Origin of the sequence: Pseudomonas sp. MYb60 (assembly GCF_002979555.1) — a bacterium.
Lineage (GTDB): Bacteria > Pseudomonadota > Gammaproteobacteria > Pseudomonadales > Pseudomonadaceae > Aquipseudomonas.
On record NZ_PCOZ01000005.1, the window covers coordinates 304,805 to 324,727 of the forward strand.

Annotated in this window: 17 protein-coding genes and 1 pseudogene; 10 read left to right on the forward strand and 8 right to left on the reverse strand. The window is 62.8% G+C overall.

Annotated elements, in window-relative coordinates; translation table 11 throughout:
- Positions 1-125: 125 nt before the first annotated feature.
- Both CQ041_RS11220 and preA read left to right on the forward strand, forming a co-directional pair.
- Positions 126-1,493, forward strand: a complete 1,368-nt coding sequence (locus CQ041_RS11220; protein ID WP_105522675.1) for an NAD(P)-dependent oxidoreductase — start codon at positions 126-128, stop codon at positions 1,491-1,493.
- The gene (gene preA, locus CQ041_RS11225; protein WP_105522674.1) at positions 1,493-2,767 is read left to right on the forward strand and encodes an NAD-dependent dihydropyrimidine dehydrogenase subunit PreA; all 1,275 of its coding nucleotides are present in this window, start codon (positions 1,493-1,495) and stop codon (positions 2,765-2,767) included. Before CQ041_RS11220 ends, preA begins: the two co-directional genes overlap by 1 nt.
- Positions 2,768-2,889: 122 nt before the next feature.
- Here the strand turns inward: preA and CQ041_RS11230 are convergent, their stop codons facing one another.
- Positions 2,890-3,510, reverse strand: a complete 621-nt coding sequence (locus CQ041_RS11230; RefSeq protein WP_105522673.1) for a TetR/AcrR family transcriptional regulator — start codon at positions 3,508-3,510, stop codon at positions 2,890-2,892.
- Positions 3,511-3,626: 116 nt separating this feature from the next.
- On the opposite strand from CQ041_RS11230, the gene copC reads away from it, so the two are divergent.
- Positions 3,627-3,992: a copper homeostasis periplasmic binding protein CopC gene (gene copC, locus CQ041_RS11235; protein WP_105522672.1), complete on the forward strand. Its 366-nt coding sequence runs from the start codon at positions 3,627-3,629 to the stop codon at positions 3,990-3,992.
- 3 nt (positions 3,993-3,995) lie between these two features.
- A complete protein-coding gene (gene copD, locus CQ041_RS11240) occupies positions 3,996-4,853 on the forward strand; it encodes a copper homeostasis membrane protein CopD (protein WP_105522671.1) in 858 nt (285 codons plus the stop codon).
- 27 nt (positions 4,854-4,880) lie between these two features.
- Here the strand turns inward: copD and CQ041_RS11245 are convergent, their stop codons facing one another.
- The 5 genes and pseudogenes from CQ041_RS11245 to CQ041_RS11265 form a co-directional block, all read right to left on the reverse strand.
- Positions 4,881-6,026, reverse strand: coding sequence for an HlyD family secretion protein (locus tag CQ041_RS11245; protein ID WP_105522670.1), 1,146 nt, complete (start codon positions 6,024-6,026; stop codon positions 4,881-4,883).
- Positions 6,023-7,669: an MFS transporter gene (locus CQ041_RS11250; RefSeq protein ID WP_105522669.1), complete on the reverse strand. Its 1,647-nt coding sequence runs from the start codon at positions 7,667-7,669 to the stop codon at positions 6,023-6,025. Before CQ041_RS11250 ends, CQ041_RS11245 begins: the two co-directional genes overlap by 4 nt.
- 105 nt (positions 7,670-7,774) lie before the next feature.
- Positions 7,775-8,725, reverse strand: a pseudogene (locus tag CQ041_RS11255) (ATP-binding protein); the annotation flags it as partial.
- Positions 8,726-8,941: 216 nt separating this feature from the next.
- Positions 8,942-9,754: a sulfite exporter TauE/SafE family protein gene (locus CQ041_RS11260; protein ID WP_105522668.1), complete on the reverse strand. Its 813-nt coding sequence runs from the start codon at positions 9,752-9,754 to the stop codon at positions 8,942-8,944.
- Complete coding sequence (locus CQ041_RS11265; protein ID WP_105522667.1) at positions 9,755-10,999, reverse strand: FAD/NAD(P)-binding oxidoreductase; 1,245 nt, start codon at positions 10,997-10,999, stop codon at positions 9,755-9,757.
- A gap of 154 nt (positions 11,000-11,153) precedes the next feature.
- Between CQ041_RS11265 and CQ041_RS11270 the strand changes: the two genes are divergently transcribed.
- Entirely contained in the window at positions 11,154-12,017 is an 864-nt protein-coding gene (locus tag CQ041_RS11270; protein WP_105522666.1) for an MBL fold metallo-hydrolase, read from the forward strand.
- Positions 12,018-12,039: 22 nt separating this feature from the next.
- Here the strand turns inward: CQ041_RS11270 and bkdR are convergent, their stop codons facing one another.
- Complete coding sequence (gene bkdR / locus CQ041_RS11275; RefSeq protein ID WP_105522665.1) at positions 12,040-12,528, reverse strand: Bkd operon transcriptional regulator BkdR; 489 nt, start codon at positions 12,526-12,528, stop codon at positions 12,040-12,042.
- A gap of 194 nt (positions 12,529-12,722) precedes the next feature.
- Here bkdR and CQ041_RS11280 point away from each other — a divergent pair, with 194 nt between their 5' ends.
- From CQ041_RS11280 to CQ041_RS11300, 5 genes are all read left to right on the forward strand, one after another.
- Entirely contained in the window at positions 12,723-13,958 is a 1,236-nt protein-coding gene (locus CQ041_RS11280; RefSeq protein WP_105522664.1) for a 3-methyl-2-oxobutanoate dehydrogenase (2-methylpropanoyl-transferring) subunit alpha, read from the forward strand.
- Between the two features lies 1 nt (position 13,959).
- Complete coding sequence (locus CQ041_RS11285) at positions 13,960-15,018, forward strand: alpha-ketoacid dehydrogenase subunit beta (protein ID WP_105522663.1); 1,059 nt, start codon at positions 13,960-13,962, stop codon at positions 15,016-15,018.
- Positions 15,019-16,278 (forward strand): dihydrolipoamide acetyltransferase family protein, encoded by a 1,260-nt coding sequence (locus CQ041_RS11290; RefSeq protein WP_105522662.1) that lies wholly within the window; start codon positions 15,019-15,021, stop codon positions 16,276-16,278. It abuts the gene before it with no gap.
- 3 nt (positions 16,279-16,281) lie between these two features.
- On the forward strand, positions 16,282-17,658 hold the full coding sequence (gene lpdA / locus CQ041_RS11295) for a dihydrolipoyl dehydrogenase (RefSeq protein WP_105522661.1): 1,377 nt from the start codon (positions 16,282-16,284) through the stop codon (positions 17,656-17,658).
- Positions 17,659-17,861: 203 nt separating this feature from the next.
- On the forward strand, positions 17,862-18,881 hold the full coding sequence (locus tag CQ041_RS11300; protein WP_105522660.1) for a branched-chain amino acid aminotransferase: 1,020 nt from the start codon (positions 17,862-17,864) through the stop codon (positions 18,879-18,881).
- A 138-nt stretch (positions 18,882-19,019) separates the two neighbouring features.
- Here CQ041_RS11300 and CQ041_RS11305 read toward each other — a convergent pair whose 3' ends face one another.
- Positions 19,020-19,904 carry a GNAT family acetyltransferase gene (locus CQ041_RS11305; RefSeq protein ID WP_105522659.1) on the reverse strand — a complete coding sequence of 295 codons (885 nt, stop codon included), beginning with the start codon at positions 19,902-19,904 and terminating at the stop codon, positions 19,020-19,022.
- Between the last annotated feature and the right edge of the window lie 19 nt (positions 19,905-19,923).

Sequence of the window (19,923 nt, forward strand, 5' to 3'; positions counted from 1 at the left end):
TATCGGGGGCAGCCCCCTCCCACATTGGAATGTATTTCAAATGTGGGGGGGCTTGCCCCCGATGAGGCCAGAACAGGCAACCAAAATGCCCGCAGAGGCAATCAAAAAACCGTGAGGCCATACCCGTGATCCAGACCCTGACCCATCTCCCCCATCCCGTTGAGGATGGACCGACGCTCGCCGGCCACTTCACCGACCTGGCCCCGCCCCTCAACGCCCGCCAGGCGCAACTGGAAGCCTCGCGCTGCCTGTATTGCTACGACGCGCCATGCGTGAATGCGTGCCCCAGCGAGATCGATATCCCGTCGTTCATCCGCAATATCCACACCGAGAATGTGCAGGGCGCCGCGCAGAAAATCCTCTCGGCCAACATCCTCGGCGGCAGCTGCGCCCGGGTGTGCCCCACCGAGATCCTCTGCCAGCAGGCCTGCGTGCGTAACAACGCCGAAGAGTGCGCGCCGGTGCTGATTGGCCTGCTGCAACGCTACGCGGTGGACAATGCGCACTTCACTGAACACCCCTTCCAGCGTGCCGCGCCCACTGGCAAGCGTATCGCCGTGGTCGGCGCCGGGCCGGCAGGCCTGGCCTGCGCCCATCGCAGCGCGTTGCACGGCCACGACGTGGTGATCTTCGAAGCACGGGAAAAAGCCGGCGGGCTGAATGAGTACGGAATCGCCAAGTACAAGCTGGTGGACGACTTCGCCCAGAAGGAGCTGGATTTCCTTCTGCAAATCGGCGGCATCGAGATCCGCCACGGCCAGCGTCTGGGGGACAACCTCAGCCTGAGCGACCTGCACCAGCAATTCGACTCGGTATTCCTTGGCCTCGGCCTGGCCGCAAGCAAGCAACTCGGCCTGCCTTACGAAGACGCCCCCGGCCTGCTCGCCGCCACCGACTACATTCGCGAACTGCGCCAGGCCGACGACCTCAGCCAACTGCCCCTGGCCGACCGCTGCATCGTCCTTGGCGCTGGCAACACCGCCATCGACATGGCCGTGCAAATGGCCCGCCTTGGGGCCCGCGACGTAAATCTTGTGTACCGCCGCGGCTTGGCGGACATGGGCGCCACCCACCACGAGCAGGACATCGCCAAGGCCAACCAGGTGCGCCTGCTGACCTGGGCCCAACCCGACGAAGTATTGCTCGATGATCAAGGCCATGTGCGCGGCATGCGCTTCGCCCGCACACGCATGGAAAACGGCCGCCTGCACCCCACCGGCGAGACCTTCGAACTGGCCGCCGATGCGATCTTCAAGGCCATCGGCCAAGGCTTCGACAACCAGGCGCTGCACGACCCACTGGCCCAGCAACTGCACCGCGTCGGCGAACGCATTTTTGTCGACGAGCAGCTGCGCACCAGCATTCCCGGCGTGTATGCCGGCGGCGACTGCGTCAGCCTCGGCCAGGACCTCACCGTGCAGGCGGTGCAACACGGCAAGCTGGCCGCCGAGGCCATGCACGCCCAACTCATGCTGAATGTGGAGGCTGCGTAATGGCCGATCTCTCGATTGTATTCGCCGGTATCAAGGCCCCCAACCCATTCTGGCTGGCCTCCGCGCCGCCCACCGACAAGGCCTACAACGTGGTCCGCGCCTTCGAAGCCGGCTGGGGCGGCGTGGTGTGGAAAACCCTGGGCGAAGACCCGGCGGCGGTCAACGTGTCGTCACGCTACTCGGCGCACTACGGCGCCAACCGTGAAGTGCTGGGCATCAACAATATCGAGCTGATCACCGACCGTTCCCTGGAGATCAACCTGCGGGAAATCACCCAGGTCAAAAAGGATTGGCCCGATCGCGCACTGATCGTGTCGCTGATGGTGCCGTGCGTCGAGGAATCCTGGAAAAACATCCTGCCGTTGGTGGAAGCCACCGGTTGCGATGGCATCGAGCTGAATTTCGGCTGCCCCCACGGCATGCCTGAGCGCGGCATGGGCGCGGCGGTGGGCCAGGTGCCAGAGTATGTGGAACAGGTGACGCGCTGGTGCAAGACGTACTGCTCGCTGCCGGTGATCGTCAAGCTCACGCCGAACATCACCGACATCCGCGTGGCGGCCAGAGCGGCCTATCGCGGCGGCGCGGATGCGGTGTCGCTGATCAACACCATCAACTCCATCACCAGCGTCGACCTGGAGCGCATGGTCGCCCTGCCGGTGGTCGGTACCCAAAGTACCCACGGCGGCTACTGCGGTTCGGCGGTCAAGCCGATCGCGCTGAACATGGTCGCCGAAATCGCCCGCGACCCACAGACCCAGGGCCTGCCGATCTGCGGCATTGGCGGCATCGGCAACTGGCGCGACGCAGCGGAGTTCGTCGCCCTCGGTTGTGGTGCCGTGCAGGTGTGCACCGCAGCGATGCTGCACGGGTTTCGCATCGTCGAAGAGATGAAGGACGGCCTGTCGCGGTGGATGGACAGCCAGGGCTACCAAAGCTTGCAGGATTTTTCCGGGCGGGCGGTGGGCAATACCACGGACTGGAAATACCTGGACATCAACTACCAGGTGATTGCCAGGATCGATCAAGAGGCCTGCATCGGTTGCGGACGTTGCCACATCGCCTGTGAAGACACTTCGCACCAAGCCATCGAGAGCCTGAAACTGGCGGACGGCACCCACAAGTACGAAGTGATCGATGAAGAGTGCGTAGGCTGCAACCTGTGCCAGATCACCTGCCCGGTGGCAGATTGCATCGAGATGGTGCCGATGGATACCGGTAAGCCGTTTTTGAACTGGACGCAGGATCCGCGTAATCCTTATCGGGAAGCTGTGTAGCGCTTTAGGGCCCTATCGGGGGCAAGCCCCCTCCCACATTGGACCGCATTTTGTCAGAAGAAACGCGGTCAACTGTGGGAGGGGGCTGGCCCCCGATGAGGCCCCAAGCCCCACCACACAGCTCAAGGCTCCAACCCAATCCCGCGCAAAATCACACTGGTCACCGTCTGTATCGCTTTCTCGAATTGCCTATCCGACAACGGCTGGTGATCATTCAAGATTTTCACCTGGTGATCAAAATCCGCATAGTGCTGGGTCGACGCCCAGATCATGTACAGCAGGCTCGACGGTTCCACCGGCAGGATGCGTTTGTCTTCCACCCACTGGCGAATTTTCGCTTCTTTCATCTTGGCCCAGTCGTACAGGCTTTCATCCAACGCCTCACCGAGGGTGGGCGCGCCGTGGATGATTTCGTTGGCCCAGACTTTCGAACCATAGGGCCGCGTACGCGAGCGTTGCATCTTGGCGCGGATGTAGCTGCTGAGTACCACGCGCGGATCATCGAAGGTCTCGAAGCTCAGGGCGTCCTGTTTCCACAACTCCAGCAGGTCGAACAGCACCGCGCTGTACAGCTCGCTCTTGGTCGTGAAGTAGTAATGCAGGTTGGAGCGCGGCAGCTGCGCTTCTTCAGCGATATCGGCCATGGCGGTACTGCCATAGCCTTTTTCGGCGAAGATTTTCTCCGCCGCCAGCAGGATTTTTTCGACGTTGGCCCGACGAATGCCAATCTTGTGATTGCCCATGAGGGCTCCCTGACAAGGAGAGAACCCAAAGACTACCACCCGCTCTAGATCGGGGCGACAGGCTAAGCCGAAACTTCGTACACTGCCCGCTCCTGCCCATTGATTGGTATTGAACGATGTTGATCAAGAAAACCCTCTCCACCGTTGCCCTGCTCGCCTCCCTGCTGGGCGCTTCGGCAGCCTTTGCCCATGCCCACCTCAAAAACACCGCGCCAGCCGCCGACAGCACCGTCGTCGCCCCGGCAGACCTGCGCCTGACCTTCAGCGAAGGCGTCGAAGCCACCTTCACCAAAGTCTCATTGAGCAAGGACGGCACCGAAATTGCCATCAAGGGCCTGGAAACCCCGGACGCCGACAAGAAAACCCTGGTGGTGACCCCGGCAGCCCCACTGGCCGCCGGCAACTACAAGGTGGTGTGGAATGCCGTGTCGGTAGACACCCACAAGAGCAACGGTGAATACAGCTTCAAGGTCGGCCAGTAATCCATGGCGACCCTGCTGGTGCTGTGCCGCTTCCTGCATTTCAGCGTAGTGCTGTTGATATTCGGGGCCTGTGCATTCAGGCTCTGGTTGCTGGGTGCTGCTGAGCAACCGGCACTGGACCGCGCCCTGCTGCGCATCAACCGTGGGCTGGCCTGGACCGGGCTGGCGTCGGGCATTGCCTGGCTACTGTTGATCACCGCCAGCATGGCCGGCAGTTGGGACGCCGCGCTGCAACCGGGCACGGTGCAGCTGGTGCTGGGCAAGACGTTTTTTGGCCAAGTGTGGGCCTGGCACCTGTTGCTGAACCTGTTGCTGGTGGTCGCCCTGATCAAGCCTTGGCCCGCCCTGCGCCTGCCACTGGCGGCGCTGTTGCTGGCCACCCTCGCACCGGTCGGCCATGGTGCCATGCTTGACGGACTCAGCGGGCAACTGCTGATTTTCAACCAAGTGGTGCACCTGATGTGCGTCGGTGCCTGGCTGGGTGGGTTGATGTTATTGGTGCTGATCCTGCGCCAACCGCACGGCCCTGCATGGGAGCCGGTCCTCAAGCGCTTCAGCAGCGTCGGTTATGGCCTGGTCGCCGGGCTACTGGCGAGCGGCTTGATCAACGTGCGCGTGCTCACCGGGCAACTGTGGCCCACGCCGTTGTTCAACGGGTTTGCATTGATCCTGTTGATCAAGGTGTTGTTGGTGCTGGGGATGCTGGCACTGGCGTTGCTCAACCGTTTGCGCATTGAACGCTGCCATCAGCGCGCGGGGGCGTTGAGGGCCAGTGTGATGCTGGAGTGGTTGCTGGGCGTGGCAGCGGTTGCAGCGGTTTCCCTGCTTGGCACGCTGCCGCCGATGATCATGGCCCACTAAGCGCTCCCACAGCGATAATCGGGTGTGTCAGGGCGGGCTGTTTTTCAGTCGCCCCGCGGTGTCGATGCTCACCACCACGGACAACCCCGGGCGCAGGCGTTCACTCTGCTCCTGGTCGGGGTCGACGGTAATGCGCACCGGAACCCGCTGCGCAATCTTCACAAAGTTGCCGGTGGCGTTATCGGCCTGCAACAGGCTGAACTCGGAACCGGTGGCCGGGGAAATGTGCTGCACCGTGCCATGGAATTTGCGGTGGTTGAGGGCATCCACGGTGAAGGTCACCGGCTGGCCGACCTGCACATTGTCCATCTGGGTTTCCTTCATGTTGGCGATCACCCACAGCTGCGGCGGCACCAGCGCCATCAACTGCGCGCCGGAATTGACGTAGGCCCCCAGGCGCACGCCAATCTGCCCCAGTTGGCCGTCGCGGGGGGCGGTGATGCGGGTGTTGGACAAGTCGATCCGCGCCAGTTCCACCGCTGCATCGGCGCTGGCCACGGCGGCTTCCAGGGAACCGCGATTGACGACCACCGTCTGCAGATCCTGCCGCGCGATCTCCAGGCTGGCCTGGGCCTGGGCCACCGCCGCCACGGTCTGTGCATTGGCGGCACGGGTCACGTCCAGCTCGCGCCTGGACACCGAGCCATCGCTGATCAGCTCTTCGTTGCGGCGTAAATCCGCGGTGCTCTTGCGCGCTTGCGCCTGGCTGTCGGCCAATGCCGCCTGACGCAGTTTGATCGTGGCTTCGGCGCTGTTGCGCTGCTGCACCACATTCGCCAGCGAAGCCTTCTGCACTGCCAGTTGCGCCAGGGCCTGGTCCAGGCGCTGCTTGTAGATGCGGTCATCCAGGCGCACCAGCAGGTCGCCGGTCTTCACGAACTGGAAGTCCTGCACCGGTACTTCGAACACATAACCGCTCAACTGCGGCCCGATGATCGTGACCTGTCCGCGCACCAGGGCGTTTTCGGTGGTTTCCACCGCGCTGCTGAACGGCGGCAATTGCCAGGCGTAGAGCACGATCAACACGCCGACGATGGCAATGGCGGCAAAGCCCAATGACGAGAGGATCCGCACCCGCAACGGCCGCAGCTCGGTGGGTACGGCCCCCGGCGGCGTGCTGCCTTCGGGCGTGGAAGCAATGGCGGTGGTGGTCGTGGTGGAAGGTTCGGTCATGAAGGTGCGCCGCTGGGTTGAACGGGAGGGGTGGCTGCTTTCGTGGTGCTCATCAGCCACAGACTGCGAATGAAGATCCAGATCATGGTCAACATGGCGATGATCGCGATCAACATGAAGACATCGTTATAGGCCATCACGTTCGCCTCGCGCGTCGCCGCTGTGGCCAGGCTGCGGATGCCCATGAGGTTACGCAATTGCGGGTCGGCTATCACACCGCCGTAGGCCGACCCGCCGCTGCTGACCCGCGCGGCAACCCGGGGATCGATCAGGGTCAGGTGCTCCACGATCATGCTCGAGTGAAACTTCTCCCGGACAATCTGGAATGTGCCTAGCAACGCCGCGCCAATCAGGCCGCCGAGGTTCTGGCAAATGCCGAACATCACCGAAAAACTCACCAGGTTGCGTGGGTTGGCCAATACGTTCTTGGTGCCCAGCACCATGGTCGGGCCGAGGAAGAACGTACCGCCGAAGCCTAGCAGGAACTGGCTGACATACAGGTTTTGCGGGCGGGTCAGGTTGCTGGAAAAACTGTCCATCACCGACCCGGTGGCCATCAGCGCCAGGGAAATCACCAGTGGCATCAGCAGGTGCGCCGGGTTGATCGTCAGCGCGCTGACCACCAGCCCGGCAATCGCGCCGGCCAGCATCACCAGATAAAGGGTGTGCATCTGCTCGTAGCTCATGTTCAGCACCTGCATGAACCCCACGGCACCGGTGGACTGCTCCGACAACACCATGCGAATCAGGATCACCGCCAGTGCCAGGCGGATCATTACGCCGCTGCCGAGCCAGCGGGTCATCAACATCGGGTTGCTGCGGTTATGCTCGATGGCCAGGCCGGCCATGATCAACACCAGTGAACACGCCGACGCAACCCCGATCCACGGCGCTTCCAGCCACCAGTCGATACGGCCCAGGGACAGCACCGCACAGAGCAACGCGACCCCGGTCGCGAGGAGTGCGAAGGTGAGGAAGTCGAGTTTTTCGAAGGTCTTGAAGCGGTCCCCCGGCGGTAATTTGAGCAGGAACACGCAGCCCAGGCAGATCAGCGCCAGGCCCAGCTCGAACAGGTAGAGGCCTCGCCATTCGGCGATTTGCAGCAAATCCTCGGAAAACAACCGCGCCAAGGGCAACGCCAGCTGCGCCGTGCCCAACCCCAGCACCAGGGATTTCAAGCGCCACTTGGCCGGGAACGCCTGGATCATGTAGTACAGACCCAGCGAACTCAGCGCCGCGCCCACCATCCCGTGGGCCGCCCGTACAGCAATCGCCGAGCTGAGGTCGTTGACGAACAGGTGCCCAAAGGTCACCAGCGCATACAGCACCAGAAACACCTCGGTGAACGCCCTTAGCCCAAACTGCTGGCGGAACTTCACCAGCAGCAGGTTCATGCACACGTTGGTCATCACGTAGGCGGCCGGCAGCCAGGCCATTTCGGCGGTGGTCGCACCGAGGGCGCCCTGCAGGTATTGCAGGTTGGCGATCACCAGCGCATTGCCCAGGCCACCGGTGATTGCCACCAGTACACCCACCATCGCAAACAGCCAGCGCTTGTAGGTCGGGTGCAACGGCGTCGACGGCGAACCGGGCAGGTTCGGACGTTCGTGGGGTTCCCAGGTGCGGGGGGTGTATTTGTCCATTCGATAACTCAGGTAAACCGTTACTCAGAGACAGTAAACCTGAGCGGAGTTCATCTTGCCATCTTGCGCTGCAAATCATCGCCCAACCGGACACGATCCGCCGACTCAGCCAAGCAACTGACTCAATATCGCCCGAAGTTTGCCGGGCTTGACCGGTTTGTTCAGCAGCGGCGCATCCAATCGACGCAGCGCACGCCGGCACTGGTCAGTACGATCAGCCGTGATGATCACCGCCGGAATCCTGCACGCGAAATGCTCGCGCAAGTGCTTGATCACCTCACAGCCCAGCACCCCATGGTCCAAGTGATAGTCCGCCAGGATCAACGCCGGCGCCCTGCCCTGCAGCGCCTCAAGGGCGGCGGCCTGGTCGGTGGCAGTCAGCACCTCGCAGCCCCATTGCTCGAGCAGTGCACTCATGCTTTCGAGGATGCTGGTTTCGTTGTCGATCACCAACAGGCGCCGGCCCGGCAGCGGATTGCCCGCGGTCGGTTGCACCGGCAGTTGGCCGATCGGCAACGGGATCTCGGCGCTCAGCGGCACCTCGATACTGAACATCGACCCCCGCCCTGGCCAGGAGCGCACGGCAATCGGGTAACCGAGGATCTCGGCAATACGCTCCACAATCGCCAACCCCAGCCCCACGCCTTTGCGATCTGCCGCGCGGCCGACGTCGAGCTGGTTGAACGCCAGGAAGATCGCCTGCAGCCGATCCGCCGCAATCCCGCGCACGGTGTCCCATACTTCCAGGCGCAGGCAGTCGCCCCGCCGCCGCGCACCGAGCAGGATGCAGCCATCGTCGGTATAGCGGCAGGCATTGCTGAGGAAATTACGCAAAATCCGCGTCAACAGCCGCAAGTCCGTGCGCACCGCATACCGCCCCATGTGCACGCGCAGATTCAGACCGGCCGCCTCGGCCACCGTTCGAAACTCCGAAACCAGCGGCGCCAACACCTCATCCAGGCGATACAGCGCCACATCCGGCTTGACCGCCGCCTGGTCCAGCCGCGAGATGTCCAGCAGGTCGGTGAGCAAATCCTCGGCACCTTCCAGCGCCTGGACGGGCTCAGGCCAAAGCCGACGAGGAAAGCAGGTAACAGACGCAGGGGGACATTCTTATTGTTATGCATGGCGCGCTCCGCAACGGGGACTTGATGTCGGAGGCGATTATCGAAAGCGCGCAGGCCACGGCCTACGCTGCCTTGGCCGTGGTTTCAAGAGGCTTTGGACGGGCCCTGGGTCGCCGACAAGTTCGGCGTAATCCAGGCCCGGCACTTAGTGCGTACTACCGGCCTTGATCAACATGCCGACAGCCACCAGTACACACAGGCTGGCAAACCCCACTTGCAAGGTGCGTGCGGGGATCACCGAGCCCAGGCGCCGGCCTGCAAGCATGCCGACCACGCTCGCACCGACGAACACCCAGCCCACCGGGGCGATGCTGACCCCGGCATGAAACGCGCCGACCACGCCCACCAGCGAAAGCAGACTGACGACCATCAGCGAGGTGGCGACGATGCCGCGCATCTGCACATCGGTGAGTTGCTTGAACGCCGGCACGATCAGGAAGCCGCCGCCGACACCGAGCAGGCCGGACACCGCGCCGGTCACGGCGCCCAACGCGGCCAGAGTCGCGCTGCATTTGGCGGTCCAGGCAAAGCGCCCGGTCTGCTGGTCGAGCATGCAATTCCTCTGGCCCCAGGACGCGGCACCATGGTCACTCGGGCCGGCCTCACGCTTTTCGCGCTGCAACATGCGCCACGCCACCAACACCATCAGCGCGCTGAACAACCCCATCAGCAGCGCTTCCGGCAGCTGGTGCGCGAAGAACACCCCCAGCGGCGAACACACTGCGCCGAGCAAGGCGATCAGCAACGCGGCGCGGTACCGCACCAGGCCATGGCGCAAACCGTCGAGCGCCCCCACCGCCGCAGCCGCACCCACCGCGAGCAACGACACCGGCGCGGCCTGGGTCATGCTCAGGCCCAACCCCAGCACCAGCGCCGGCACCCCGAGTATGCCGCCGCCCGCACCGGTGAGGCCCATCACCAGGCCCATCAATAATCCCAACACACTGGCCAGCAGCATTCAGTCCACCTTGCTCAGGCGGGTCAGCCACTCACGGCCCTTGAGCATGCCGTTCCAGTAGAACCATGGCAGCAGCGTGGCCTTGAGGAACCACATCGAACGCCGTGCCCGGGTCGGGTCCAGGGCGAAGGTCGGCAGCAACTTGCCGCCGTAACCGAACTCGGCAAGCACCACCTTGCCCTTCTCCACCGTCAGCGGGCACGAGCCGTAGCCGTCGTACTTCAGGGGCATCGGCAGCTGTTTGCGCAGGGCCAGCAGGTTTTCGGCGACTACCACGATCTGCTTGCGCACCGCGGCCGCGGTCTTGGCGTTGGCGGTGGAACACACGTCGCCCACGCCGAAAATGTGCGGGTAGCGCAGGTGTTGCAGGCTGTGAGGGTTCACTTCGCACCAGCCTGCGGGGTCGGCCAGCGGGCTGTGGCGGATGAAATCCGGCGACACTTGGGGCGGAACGACGTGCAAAAGGTCGAAGGATTTTTCCTGCAGGGTGACAGTGCCGTCGGCATCCTTGACGTCGAACCAGGCCTTGCGTGCGGGGCCGTCGACCTTCACCAGATTGGCGTTGAATGCCAGGCGGGCGTTGTATTTCTCAACGTATTTCATCAACGGCGGAACAAAGGTGGGCACGCCGAACAGCACGGCACCGGCAAGGTTGAATTCGACATCGATGTTTTTCAGGTCGCCCTGCCTGAGCCAGTGATCGCAGGACAGGTACATCGCCTTCTGCGGCGCACCCGCGCATTTGATCGGCATGGCCGGCTGGGTAAAGATCGCCTTGCCGCCCTTGAGCTGCTGCACCTGTTCCCAAGTGTAGGCCGCGAGGTCATAGCGGTAGTTGGACGTGACGCCGTTGTGCCCGAGGGTGGCTTCCAGGCCTTCGATTTTCTCCCAGGCCAAACGCAAGCCAGGGCAGACGATCAGGTTTTGCCAACTGACGCGCTGGCCGCTGTCGAGCACCAGGGTTCGCTCATCCGGCAGCAGTTCGGTGACGGCGGCCTGCACCCAGGTCACGCCATTGGGCAGCACCTCGGCCAACGGGCGGCGGGTCTTGCTGAGGTCATACGCGCCCCCGCCCACCAGGGTCCAGGCGGGTTGGTAGCAGTGATAGTCGTTGGGTTCGATCAGGGTGATGTTCAGCTGCGGGTCGCGCTTGAGCAGGCTGGCCAGCAGGCCGATGCCCGCCGAACCGCCGCCGATGACTACGATATCGCCACTGATGGTCGGGCCCCAGTGTTGGTCGGTCATGATCTGTCGCCTTTAGTGAGGTTCACTGCATACACCTGGCGTTGCCGTATGGCGTCACGCCCATGAAGATGAAAAATGGTTTAGCCTTTGCAGCAGGTAACCATACCGCACAGGTTACTACTTGTTATTTTGTCAGCCACCAAGGACCGCCGCCATGCCCGCGTTGATTAAAGCCTTTCTGGACGAGGGGTCGTCGACTTACACCTATGTCCTGCATGAGGCAGATGATGGTCCCTGCGCCATCGTCGACTCGGTGCTCAACTACGACCCGGCATCCGGGCGCACCGACACGCGCCAGGCCGACAAGGTCATCGCCTACGTGCGCGAACATCGGCTGCACGTGCAGTGGCTGCTGGAGACTCACGCCCACGCCGACCACCTGTCTGCGGCGCCGTACCTGCGCCGTACCCTGGGCGGCAAGATTGCGATTGGCCAGTCCATCAGCAAGGTGCAGGACGTATTCAAGAACCTGTTCAACCTGGAGCCGGAATTTCGCGTCGACGGGTCGCAGTTCGATCACTTGTTTGCGCCGGACGAAATCTTCCACATCGGCACCATCAAGGCGCAGGCCCTGCATGTGCCAGGGCATACCCCAGCGGACATGGCCTACTTGATCGATGATCGCTTGATACTGGTGGGCGACACCCTGTTCATGCCCGATGTTGGCACCGCGCGTTGCGACTTCCCCGGCGGTGATGCACGGCAGCTGTATGCGTCGATGCGCAAATTGTTGAGCTTCCCGCTGGAGACGCAGCTGTACGTCTGCCATGACTACCCACCCGAGGGCCGCGAGGCCAAATGCCAGACCACCGTGGCCGAGCAGCGGGCAGGGAATATTCACGTGCATGACGGCGTGGACGAAGCAGCGTTTGTCGAAATGCGCACCACACGCGATGCGGGCCTGGGCATGCCGACGCTATTGCTGCCGGCGATCCAGGTGAATGTACGGGCGGGGAATATGCCGCCCGCTGAAGATAACGGCGTGGTCTATCTCAAGATCCCACTCAACCAACTTTGAAATACACGCCAAATGTGTTGATTCAGGCACCCAGGTTGATGCCGTTGGCCGGCAATGGCAGTGCGGTTTTGTAGCGCACTTGCTTGAGCGCAAAGCTGGAGCGGATGTTGGCGACGCCCGGCACCTTGGTCAAAAAGTCCATCATGAAGCGCTCCAACGCCTGGATCGTCGGTACCAGCACACGGATCAGGTAGTCCGGATCGCCCGCCATCAAGTAGCACTCCATCACTTCGGGCCGGTCGGAGATGGCGCTTTCGAACTGCTGCAATGCCAGCTCATTCTGTTTCTCCAGGCTCACGTGGATGAACACATTCACGTGCAACCCCAGCAAATCGGCGTCCAGCAGGGTGACCTGCTCGCGGATCAAGCCCAACTCTTCCATCGCCTTGACCCGGTTGAAACACGGCGTCGGCGACAGGTTGACCGAGCGGGCCAGGTCGGCGTTGGTGATGCGGGCGTTCTCCTGAAGGCTGTTGAGAATGCCGATATCGGTACGGTCCAGTTTGCGCATGAGACAAAATCACCTGTTTATTATGTTTATGCAGTTTTTTTATCCGCAAATGATCTTGAGCGCAACGAAACACAGATAAATATTCTTCTACGCCCCGCCTATGATTGTTGTAGGACAAGATTTCTTCTACCCGAAGACGGACTGTCAGCTAGCGCGCCCACTACAAGAAATTCACAAGATAGAGCGTAGAAGCCATGACCCAGCAGTATGAACCACTGCGCCTGCACGTCCCTGAACCCTCGGGACGCCCAGGCTGCAAGACCGACTTTACGTACCTGCGCCTGACCGACGCCGGCACCGTGCGCAAACCCGCCATCGACGTAGAACCCGCCGACACCGCCGACCTCGCCAAGGGCCTGATCCGCGTGCTCGACGACCAGGGCCAGGCCCTCGGTCCGTGGGCCGAAGACGTGCCCGTCGAGGTCCTGCGCAAAGGCATGCGCGCGATGCTCAAGACGCGCATCTTCGACAACCGCATGGTGGTCGCCCAGCGCCAGAAAAAAATGTCGTTCTACATGCAGAGCCTCGGCGAAGAAGCCATCGGCAGCGCCCAGGCCCTGGCCTTGAACATCGACGACATGTGCTTCCCCACCTATCGCCAGCAAAGCATCCTGATGGCCCGCGATGTGCCGCTGGTGGACCTGATCTGCCAACTGCTGTCCAACGAGCGCGACCCGCTCAAGGGTCGCCAGTTGCCGATCATGTACTCGGTCAAGGAATCCGGCTTCTTCACCATTTCCGGCAACCTCGCCACTCAATTCGTACAAGGCGTGGGCTGGGGCATGGCGTCGGCCATCAAGGGCGACACCAAGATCGCCTCCGCCTGGATCGGCGACGGCGCCACCGCCGAATCGGACTTCCACACCGCCCTCACCTTTGCCCATGTCTACCGTGCGCCGGTGATCCTCAACGTGGTCAACAACCAATGGGCCATCTCTACCTTCCAGGCCATCGCCGGCGGTGAAGCCACGACCTTCGCCGGACGCGGCGTCGGTTGCGGCATTGCCTCGCTGCGGGTGGACGGCAACGACTTCATCGCGGTGTATGCCGCCTCCGCCTGGGCCGCCGAGCGTGCGCGCCGCAACCTGGGGCCAACCCTGATCGAATGGGTCACCTACCGCGCCGGTCCGCACTCAACGTCCGACGATCCGTCCAAGTATCGCCCCGCCGATGACTGGAGCCACTTCCCCCTCGGCGACCCGATTGCCCGTCTCAAGCAGCACCTGGTCAAGATCGGGCAATGGTCCGAAGAGGAACACGCGGCGGTCAGCGCCGAGCTGGAGGCCGAAGTGATCGCCGCGCAAAAGGAAGCCGAACAGTACGGCACCCTCGCCGGCGGCCAGATTCCAAGCGCCGCGACCATGTTCGAGGACGTCTACAAAGAGATGCCGGAGCACTTGAAGCGCCAGCGTCAAGAGCTGGGGGTCTGACATGAACGATCACAACAACAGCATAGAAGTGGAAACCGCCATGACCACCACCACCATGACCATGATCCAGGCCCTGCGCTCGGCCATGGATGTGATGCTCGAACGTGACGACAACGTGGTGGTGTTCGGCCAGGACGTCGGCTATTTCGGCGGTGTGTTCCGCTGCACCGAAGGGCTGCAGGGCAAATACGGCAGTTCGCGGGTGTTCGACGCGCCGATCTCCGAAAGCGGGATCATCGGCGTCGCGGTGGGCATGGGTGCCTACGGCCTGCGCCCGGTGGCCGAGATCCAGTTCGCCGACTACGTCTACCCTGCCACCGACCAGATCATCTCCGAAGCCGCGCGCCTGCGTTATCGCTCGGCCGGCCAGTTCACCGCGCCGCTGACCATGCGCATGCCGTGCGGCGGCGGCATCTACGGCGGCCAGACCCACAGCCAGAGCATCGAAGCGGTGTTCACCCAGGTCTGCGGCCTGCGCACGGTAATGCCGTCCAACCCCTACGACGCCAAGGGTTTGCTGATCGCCTCCATCGAAAACGATGACCCGGTGATCTTCCTCGAGCCAAAACGCCTGTACAACGGCCCGTTTGATGGCCATCACGACCGCCCGGTCACCCCGTGGTCGAAACACCCGCAAGCCCAGGTGCCGGACGGTTACTACACCGTGCCCCTGGACGTGGCCGCCATCGTGCGCCCGGGCTCTGCCGTCACGGTGCTGACCTACGGCACCACGGTGTATGTGTCGCAAGTCGCCGCTGAAGAAACCGGCATCGACGCCGAAGTCATCGACCTGCGCAGCCTGTGGCCGCTGGACCTGGAGACCATCGTCAAGTCGGTGAAAAAGACCGGCCGGTGCGTCGTGGTGCATGAAGCCACCCGCACCTGCGGCTTTGGTGCCGAGCTGGTGTCGCTGGTGCAAGAGCATTGCTTCCACCACCTGGAAGCGCCCATCGAACGCGTCACCGGTTGGGACACGCCCTACCCGCACGCGCATGAGTGGGCGTATTTCCCAGGGCCGTCCCGAGTGGGCGCGGCGTTGAAACGGGTCATGGAGGTCTGAATGGGCACGCACGTTATCAAGATGCCGGACATTGGCGAAGGCATCGCGGAAGTTGAACTGTCGGTCTGGCACGTGAAAGTCGGCGACATGGTGGTCGAAGACCAGGTGCTGGCGGACGTGATGACCGACAAGGCGATGGTGGACATTCCCTCGCCCGTGCACGGCAAAGTGATTGCGCTTGGCGGCGAGCCGGGCGAGGTCATGGCCGTGGGCAGTATTTTGATCAGTATTGAAGTGGAAGGTGCGGGGAACGCCAAGGACACGCCTGCGGTGAAGGAAGCGCCCAAGCCGGCGTCAGTGGTCGAAGCCAAGCCTGCGCCGGTGGTGGTTGAAAGCAAGCCCGCGCCGGTTGTCGCAGCCCAGGCCCCGGTGGCCCGCGCCGCCGACGAACGTCCACTGGCCTCCCCCGCCGTGCGCAAGCATGCACTGGACGCGGGGATCCAGCTGCGCCTGGTGCAGGGCTCCGGCCCGGCAGGTCGCATCCTGCACGAAGACCTTGATGCCTATCTGCAACACGGGTCGGCCAAGACTTCGACAGCCGCCAACCCCTACGCCGAACGCAACACTGAAGAACAGATCCCGGTGATCGGCATGCGCCGCAAGATCGCCCAGCGCATGCAGGACGCCACCCGTCGCGCCGCGCACTTCAGCTACGTGGAAGAAATCGACGTGACCGCCCTCGACGAGCTGCGCGTGCACCTCAACGACAAACATGGCGCCACACGCGGCAAGCTGACCCTGCTGCCGTTCATCGTGCGCGCCATGGTCGTGGCGCTTAAGGACTTCCCGCAGATCAACGCGCGTTACGACGACGAGGCTCAGGTGATCACCCGCCTCGGCGCGGTGCACGTGGGTGTGGCCACCCAAAGCGACGTAGGCCTGATGGTGCCGGTGGTGCGCCACGCAGAGGCCCGCAGTCTGTGGGGCAATGCCGAGGAGATTGCCCGTTTGGCCACGGCCGCGCGCAACGGCAAGGCCAGCCGCGACGAGCTGTCGGGCTCCACCATTACCCTGACCAGCCTGGGTGCCCTGGGCGGCATCGTCAGCACACCGGTACTGAATTTGCCGGAAGTGGCGATTGTCGGCGTCAACCGCATTGTCGAGCGGCCGATGGTGATCAAGGGTCAGATCGTGGTGCGCAAGATGATGAACCTCTCCAGCTCGTTCGATCACCGCGTGGTCGATGGCATGGACGCAGCGCAATTCATCCAGGCCATTCGCGGCCTGCTCGAGCAACCCGCCAGCCTGTTTTTGGAGTAAGCCATGCCAACGTTGAACACGACGCTGCTGATTATCGGCGGCGGCCCTGGCGGTTATGTGGCGGCGATCCGGGCCGGCCAACTGGGCATCCCGACCATCCTGGTGGAAGGCCGGGCGCTGGGGGGTACTTGCCTGAACATCGGCTGCATTCCGTCCAAGGCCCTGATTCACGTGGCCGAGCAGTTCCAGCAAACCATCCACCACAGCCAGGGTTCACAACTGGGCATCGAAGTGGATGTGCCGACCCTGGACATCCGCAAGAGCGTGGAATGGAAAGACGGCATCGTCGACCGCCTGACCACCGGCGTTGCGGCGCTGCTCAAGAAGCATAAAGTGCAGGTGATCCACGGCTGGGCCAAGGTCGTCGATGGCAAGACCGTCGATGTCGGCGACCAGCGCATCCAGTGCGAACACCTGCTGTTGGCCACCGGTTCGAAGAGCGTCGAGCTGCCGATGCTGCCGATTGGCGGGCCGATCATCTCGTCCACCGAAGCCTTGACGCCGACGCGGGTGCCCAAGCGTTTGATCGTGGTGGGGGGTGGTTACATCGGCCTGGAACTGGGGATTGCCTACCGCAAGCTCGGCGCCGACGTGAGTGTGGTCGAAGCACAGGATCGCATCCTGCCCGCCTACGATGCCGAATTGACCCAGCCGGTAAACGAATCCCTCAAGCAACTGGGCGTGAAGCTCTACCTCAAGCACAGCGTCACCGGGTTTGCCGATGGCAGCCTGCAGGTACGGGATCCAAACGGCGATACCGTGTCGCTGGCCACTGATCAGGTATTGGTTGCCGTTGGTCGCAAACCCAACACCCAGGGCTGGAACCTCGAAGCGCTGAACCTGGCGATGAACGGTGCGGCGATCAAGATCGACTCCCGTTGCCAGACCAGCATGCGCAACGTGTACGCCATTGGTGACCTCAGCGGCGAACCGATGCTGGCGCACCGGGCCATGGCCCAAGGTGAAATGGTGGCCGAGTTGATCGGCGGCCAGCATCGCGAATTCAACCCGGCGGCGATCCCGGCGGTGTGTTTTACCGACCCGGAGCTGGTGGTGGTCGGCAAGACCCCGGATGAAGCCCAGGCGGCCGGGCTGGACTGTATCGTGTCGAGCTTCCCGTTCGCGGCCAACGGCCGGGCGATGACCCTGGAGTCAAAAACCGGTTTCGTGCGGGTGGTGGCGCGGCGTGACAACCACTTGATCGTCGGTTGGCAGGCAGTGGGTGCGGGCGTCTCGGAACTGTCCACCGCCTTTGGCCTGAGCCTGGAAATGGGCGCGCGCCTGGAGGATGTGGCGGGCACTGTCCACGCCCACCCGACATTGGGCGAAGCGGTGCAGGAAGCCGCACTGCGGGCATTGGGCCACGCACTGCATCTGTAAAAACGCGGTGAGGCCATCGGGGGCAGGCCCCCTCCCACAGGAGAATGCATTCCAAATGTGGGAGGGGGCTTGGCCCCGATAGCGGTGGATCAGTCAATACAGAGACCGAAGGCGTCCACCCAGTGGCTCCCACACAAGCCAAGAATGCAGTATTGTTGCGCCCATTCAGAAAAAAACCGACTTGACCAACGATAGAGGGTGTCATGGGTAACGAAAGCATCAATTGGGACAAGCTGGGTTTTGACTACATCAAGACCGACAAACGGTTTCTCCAGGTCTGGAAAAACGGCGAGTGGCAAGACGGCACCCTGACCGACGACAACGTGCTGCACATCAGCGAGGGCTCCACCGCCTTGCATTATGGCCAGCAGTGCTTTGAAGGCCTGAAGGCCTATCGTTGCAAGGACGGTTCGATCAACTTGTTCCGCCCCGACCAGAACGCCGCCCGCATGCAACGCAGCTGCGCGCGCCTGCTGATGCCGCATGTGTCGACCGAAGATTTCATCGACGCCTGCAAACAAGTGGTCAAGGCCAACGAGCGCTTCATCCCGCCTTACGGCAGTGGCGGCGCGCTGTACCTGCGCCCGTTTGTGATCGGCACCGGTGACAACATCGGCGTGCGTACCGCGCCGGAGTTCATCTTCTCCGTGTTCGCCATCCCGGTCGGCGCCTACTTCAAGGGCGGCCTGGTGCCTCACAACTTCCAGATCTCCACCTTCGACCGCGCCGCGCCACAAGGCACCGGTGCCGCCAAGGTCGGTGGCAACTACGCCGCCAGCCTGATGCCAGGCTCGGAAGCTAAAAAAGCCGGTTTCGCCGACGCGATCTACCTTGACCCGCTGACCCACTCGAAAATCGAAGAAGTCGGTTCGGCCAACTTCTTCGGCATTACCCACGACAACCAGTTCATCACGCCGAAGTCGCCTTCGGTGCTGCCAGGCATCACCCGCCTGTCGCTGATCGAACTGGCACAGACCCGCTTGGGCCTGACCGTGACCGAGGGCGAAGTGTTCATCGACAAGCTGGACCAGTTCAAGGAAGCCGGCGCCTGCGGTACCGCAGCGGTGATCTCGCCGATCGGCGGCATCCAGTACAACGGCAAGCTGCACGTGTTCCACAGCGAAACCGAAGTCGGCCCGATCACCCAACGGCTCTATCAAGAGCTGACCGGCGTGCAGACCGGCGACGTTGAAGCGCCAGCGGGTTGGATCGTCAAGGTCTGATAGATACCGCCAAGCCCTCTATGGGCGACGGTTTATGTGTGCGGGCTTGCTCGCGAATGCGGTTTGTCAGTCTCAAATGGATTGACTGATACACCGTTTTCGCAGGCAAGCCCGCTTCCACATTTGTTCTGCGCAGTTTCAAGGGATGTTTTCGGTGATCTTCTTGCCCATGCTGATCCGCGGCTCCACCCCATACCCCAACGCCTCGTAAAACCCCGCCACTGCCTCATTTCCCCCAGTAATCTGCAGGTTGATCTTCATGCATCCCAAGGCCGTCAACGCCTGTTCCGCATGACGCACCAGCGAAGATCCCAAGCCATGGCGCCGATAGTCGGCGTGCACCGCCACTGAGTACAGCCAGCCACGATGACCGTCGTAGCCGGCCATGAGGGTGCCGATCACGGTTTTTTTATCCGTCGCCACGAAGAACAACCCATCGTTGACCGCGAGCTTTTTATCGATCGCCAGGCTCGGCAGGTTATGGGCGGTGTCATAGCCAAAGGCTTCCTGCCAGAGATCAACCACCTGGGCACGGTGCTGACGGTCGCGGTAAGGTCCGATGGGATAGCGCGACGACAGGGTTTTTTCCATCACCAGGGTGCGTTCGTTGCCGTGGTAGACGTCGCGCACGGTATGAAAACCCAGCTTGGTGTAGAACGGCTCGGCGGTCAGCGAGGACGGCACGCTCAACACTGTCACGCCGGCCTCGCGGGCGCGCAACTCGATTTCGATCATGAGCAGCCGGCCAATCCCCTGCCCCTGCAGCGCCGGGTTGACGAACACCGAGCGCACTACATTGGCATCCAGCGCGGCGGTAGCCACGATGATCTCGTCCTGCACCGCCACCAGCACCACCCGCTTCCCCAGCAGGGCCAGCACGGCGTCGGGGGTGAAGTTGCCAGCGACCCGGGCGATCACGTCGGCGGGATAATCCCGCGCATTGCTGCTGTGCAAGGCGGCCAGGATCACTTGGCTGATCCCTTCGGCATCGGCAGGTTGGGCGAGACGAACAGCGGTAGACATGCAGGGCTCCTTGCAGAAA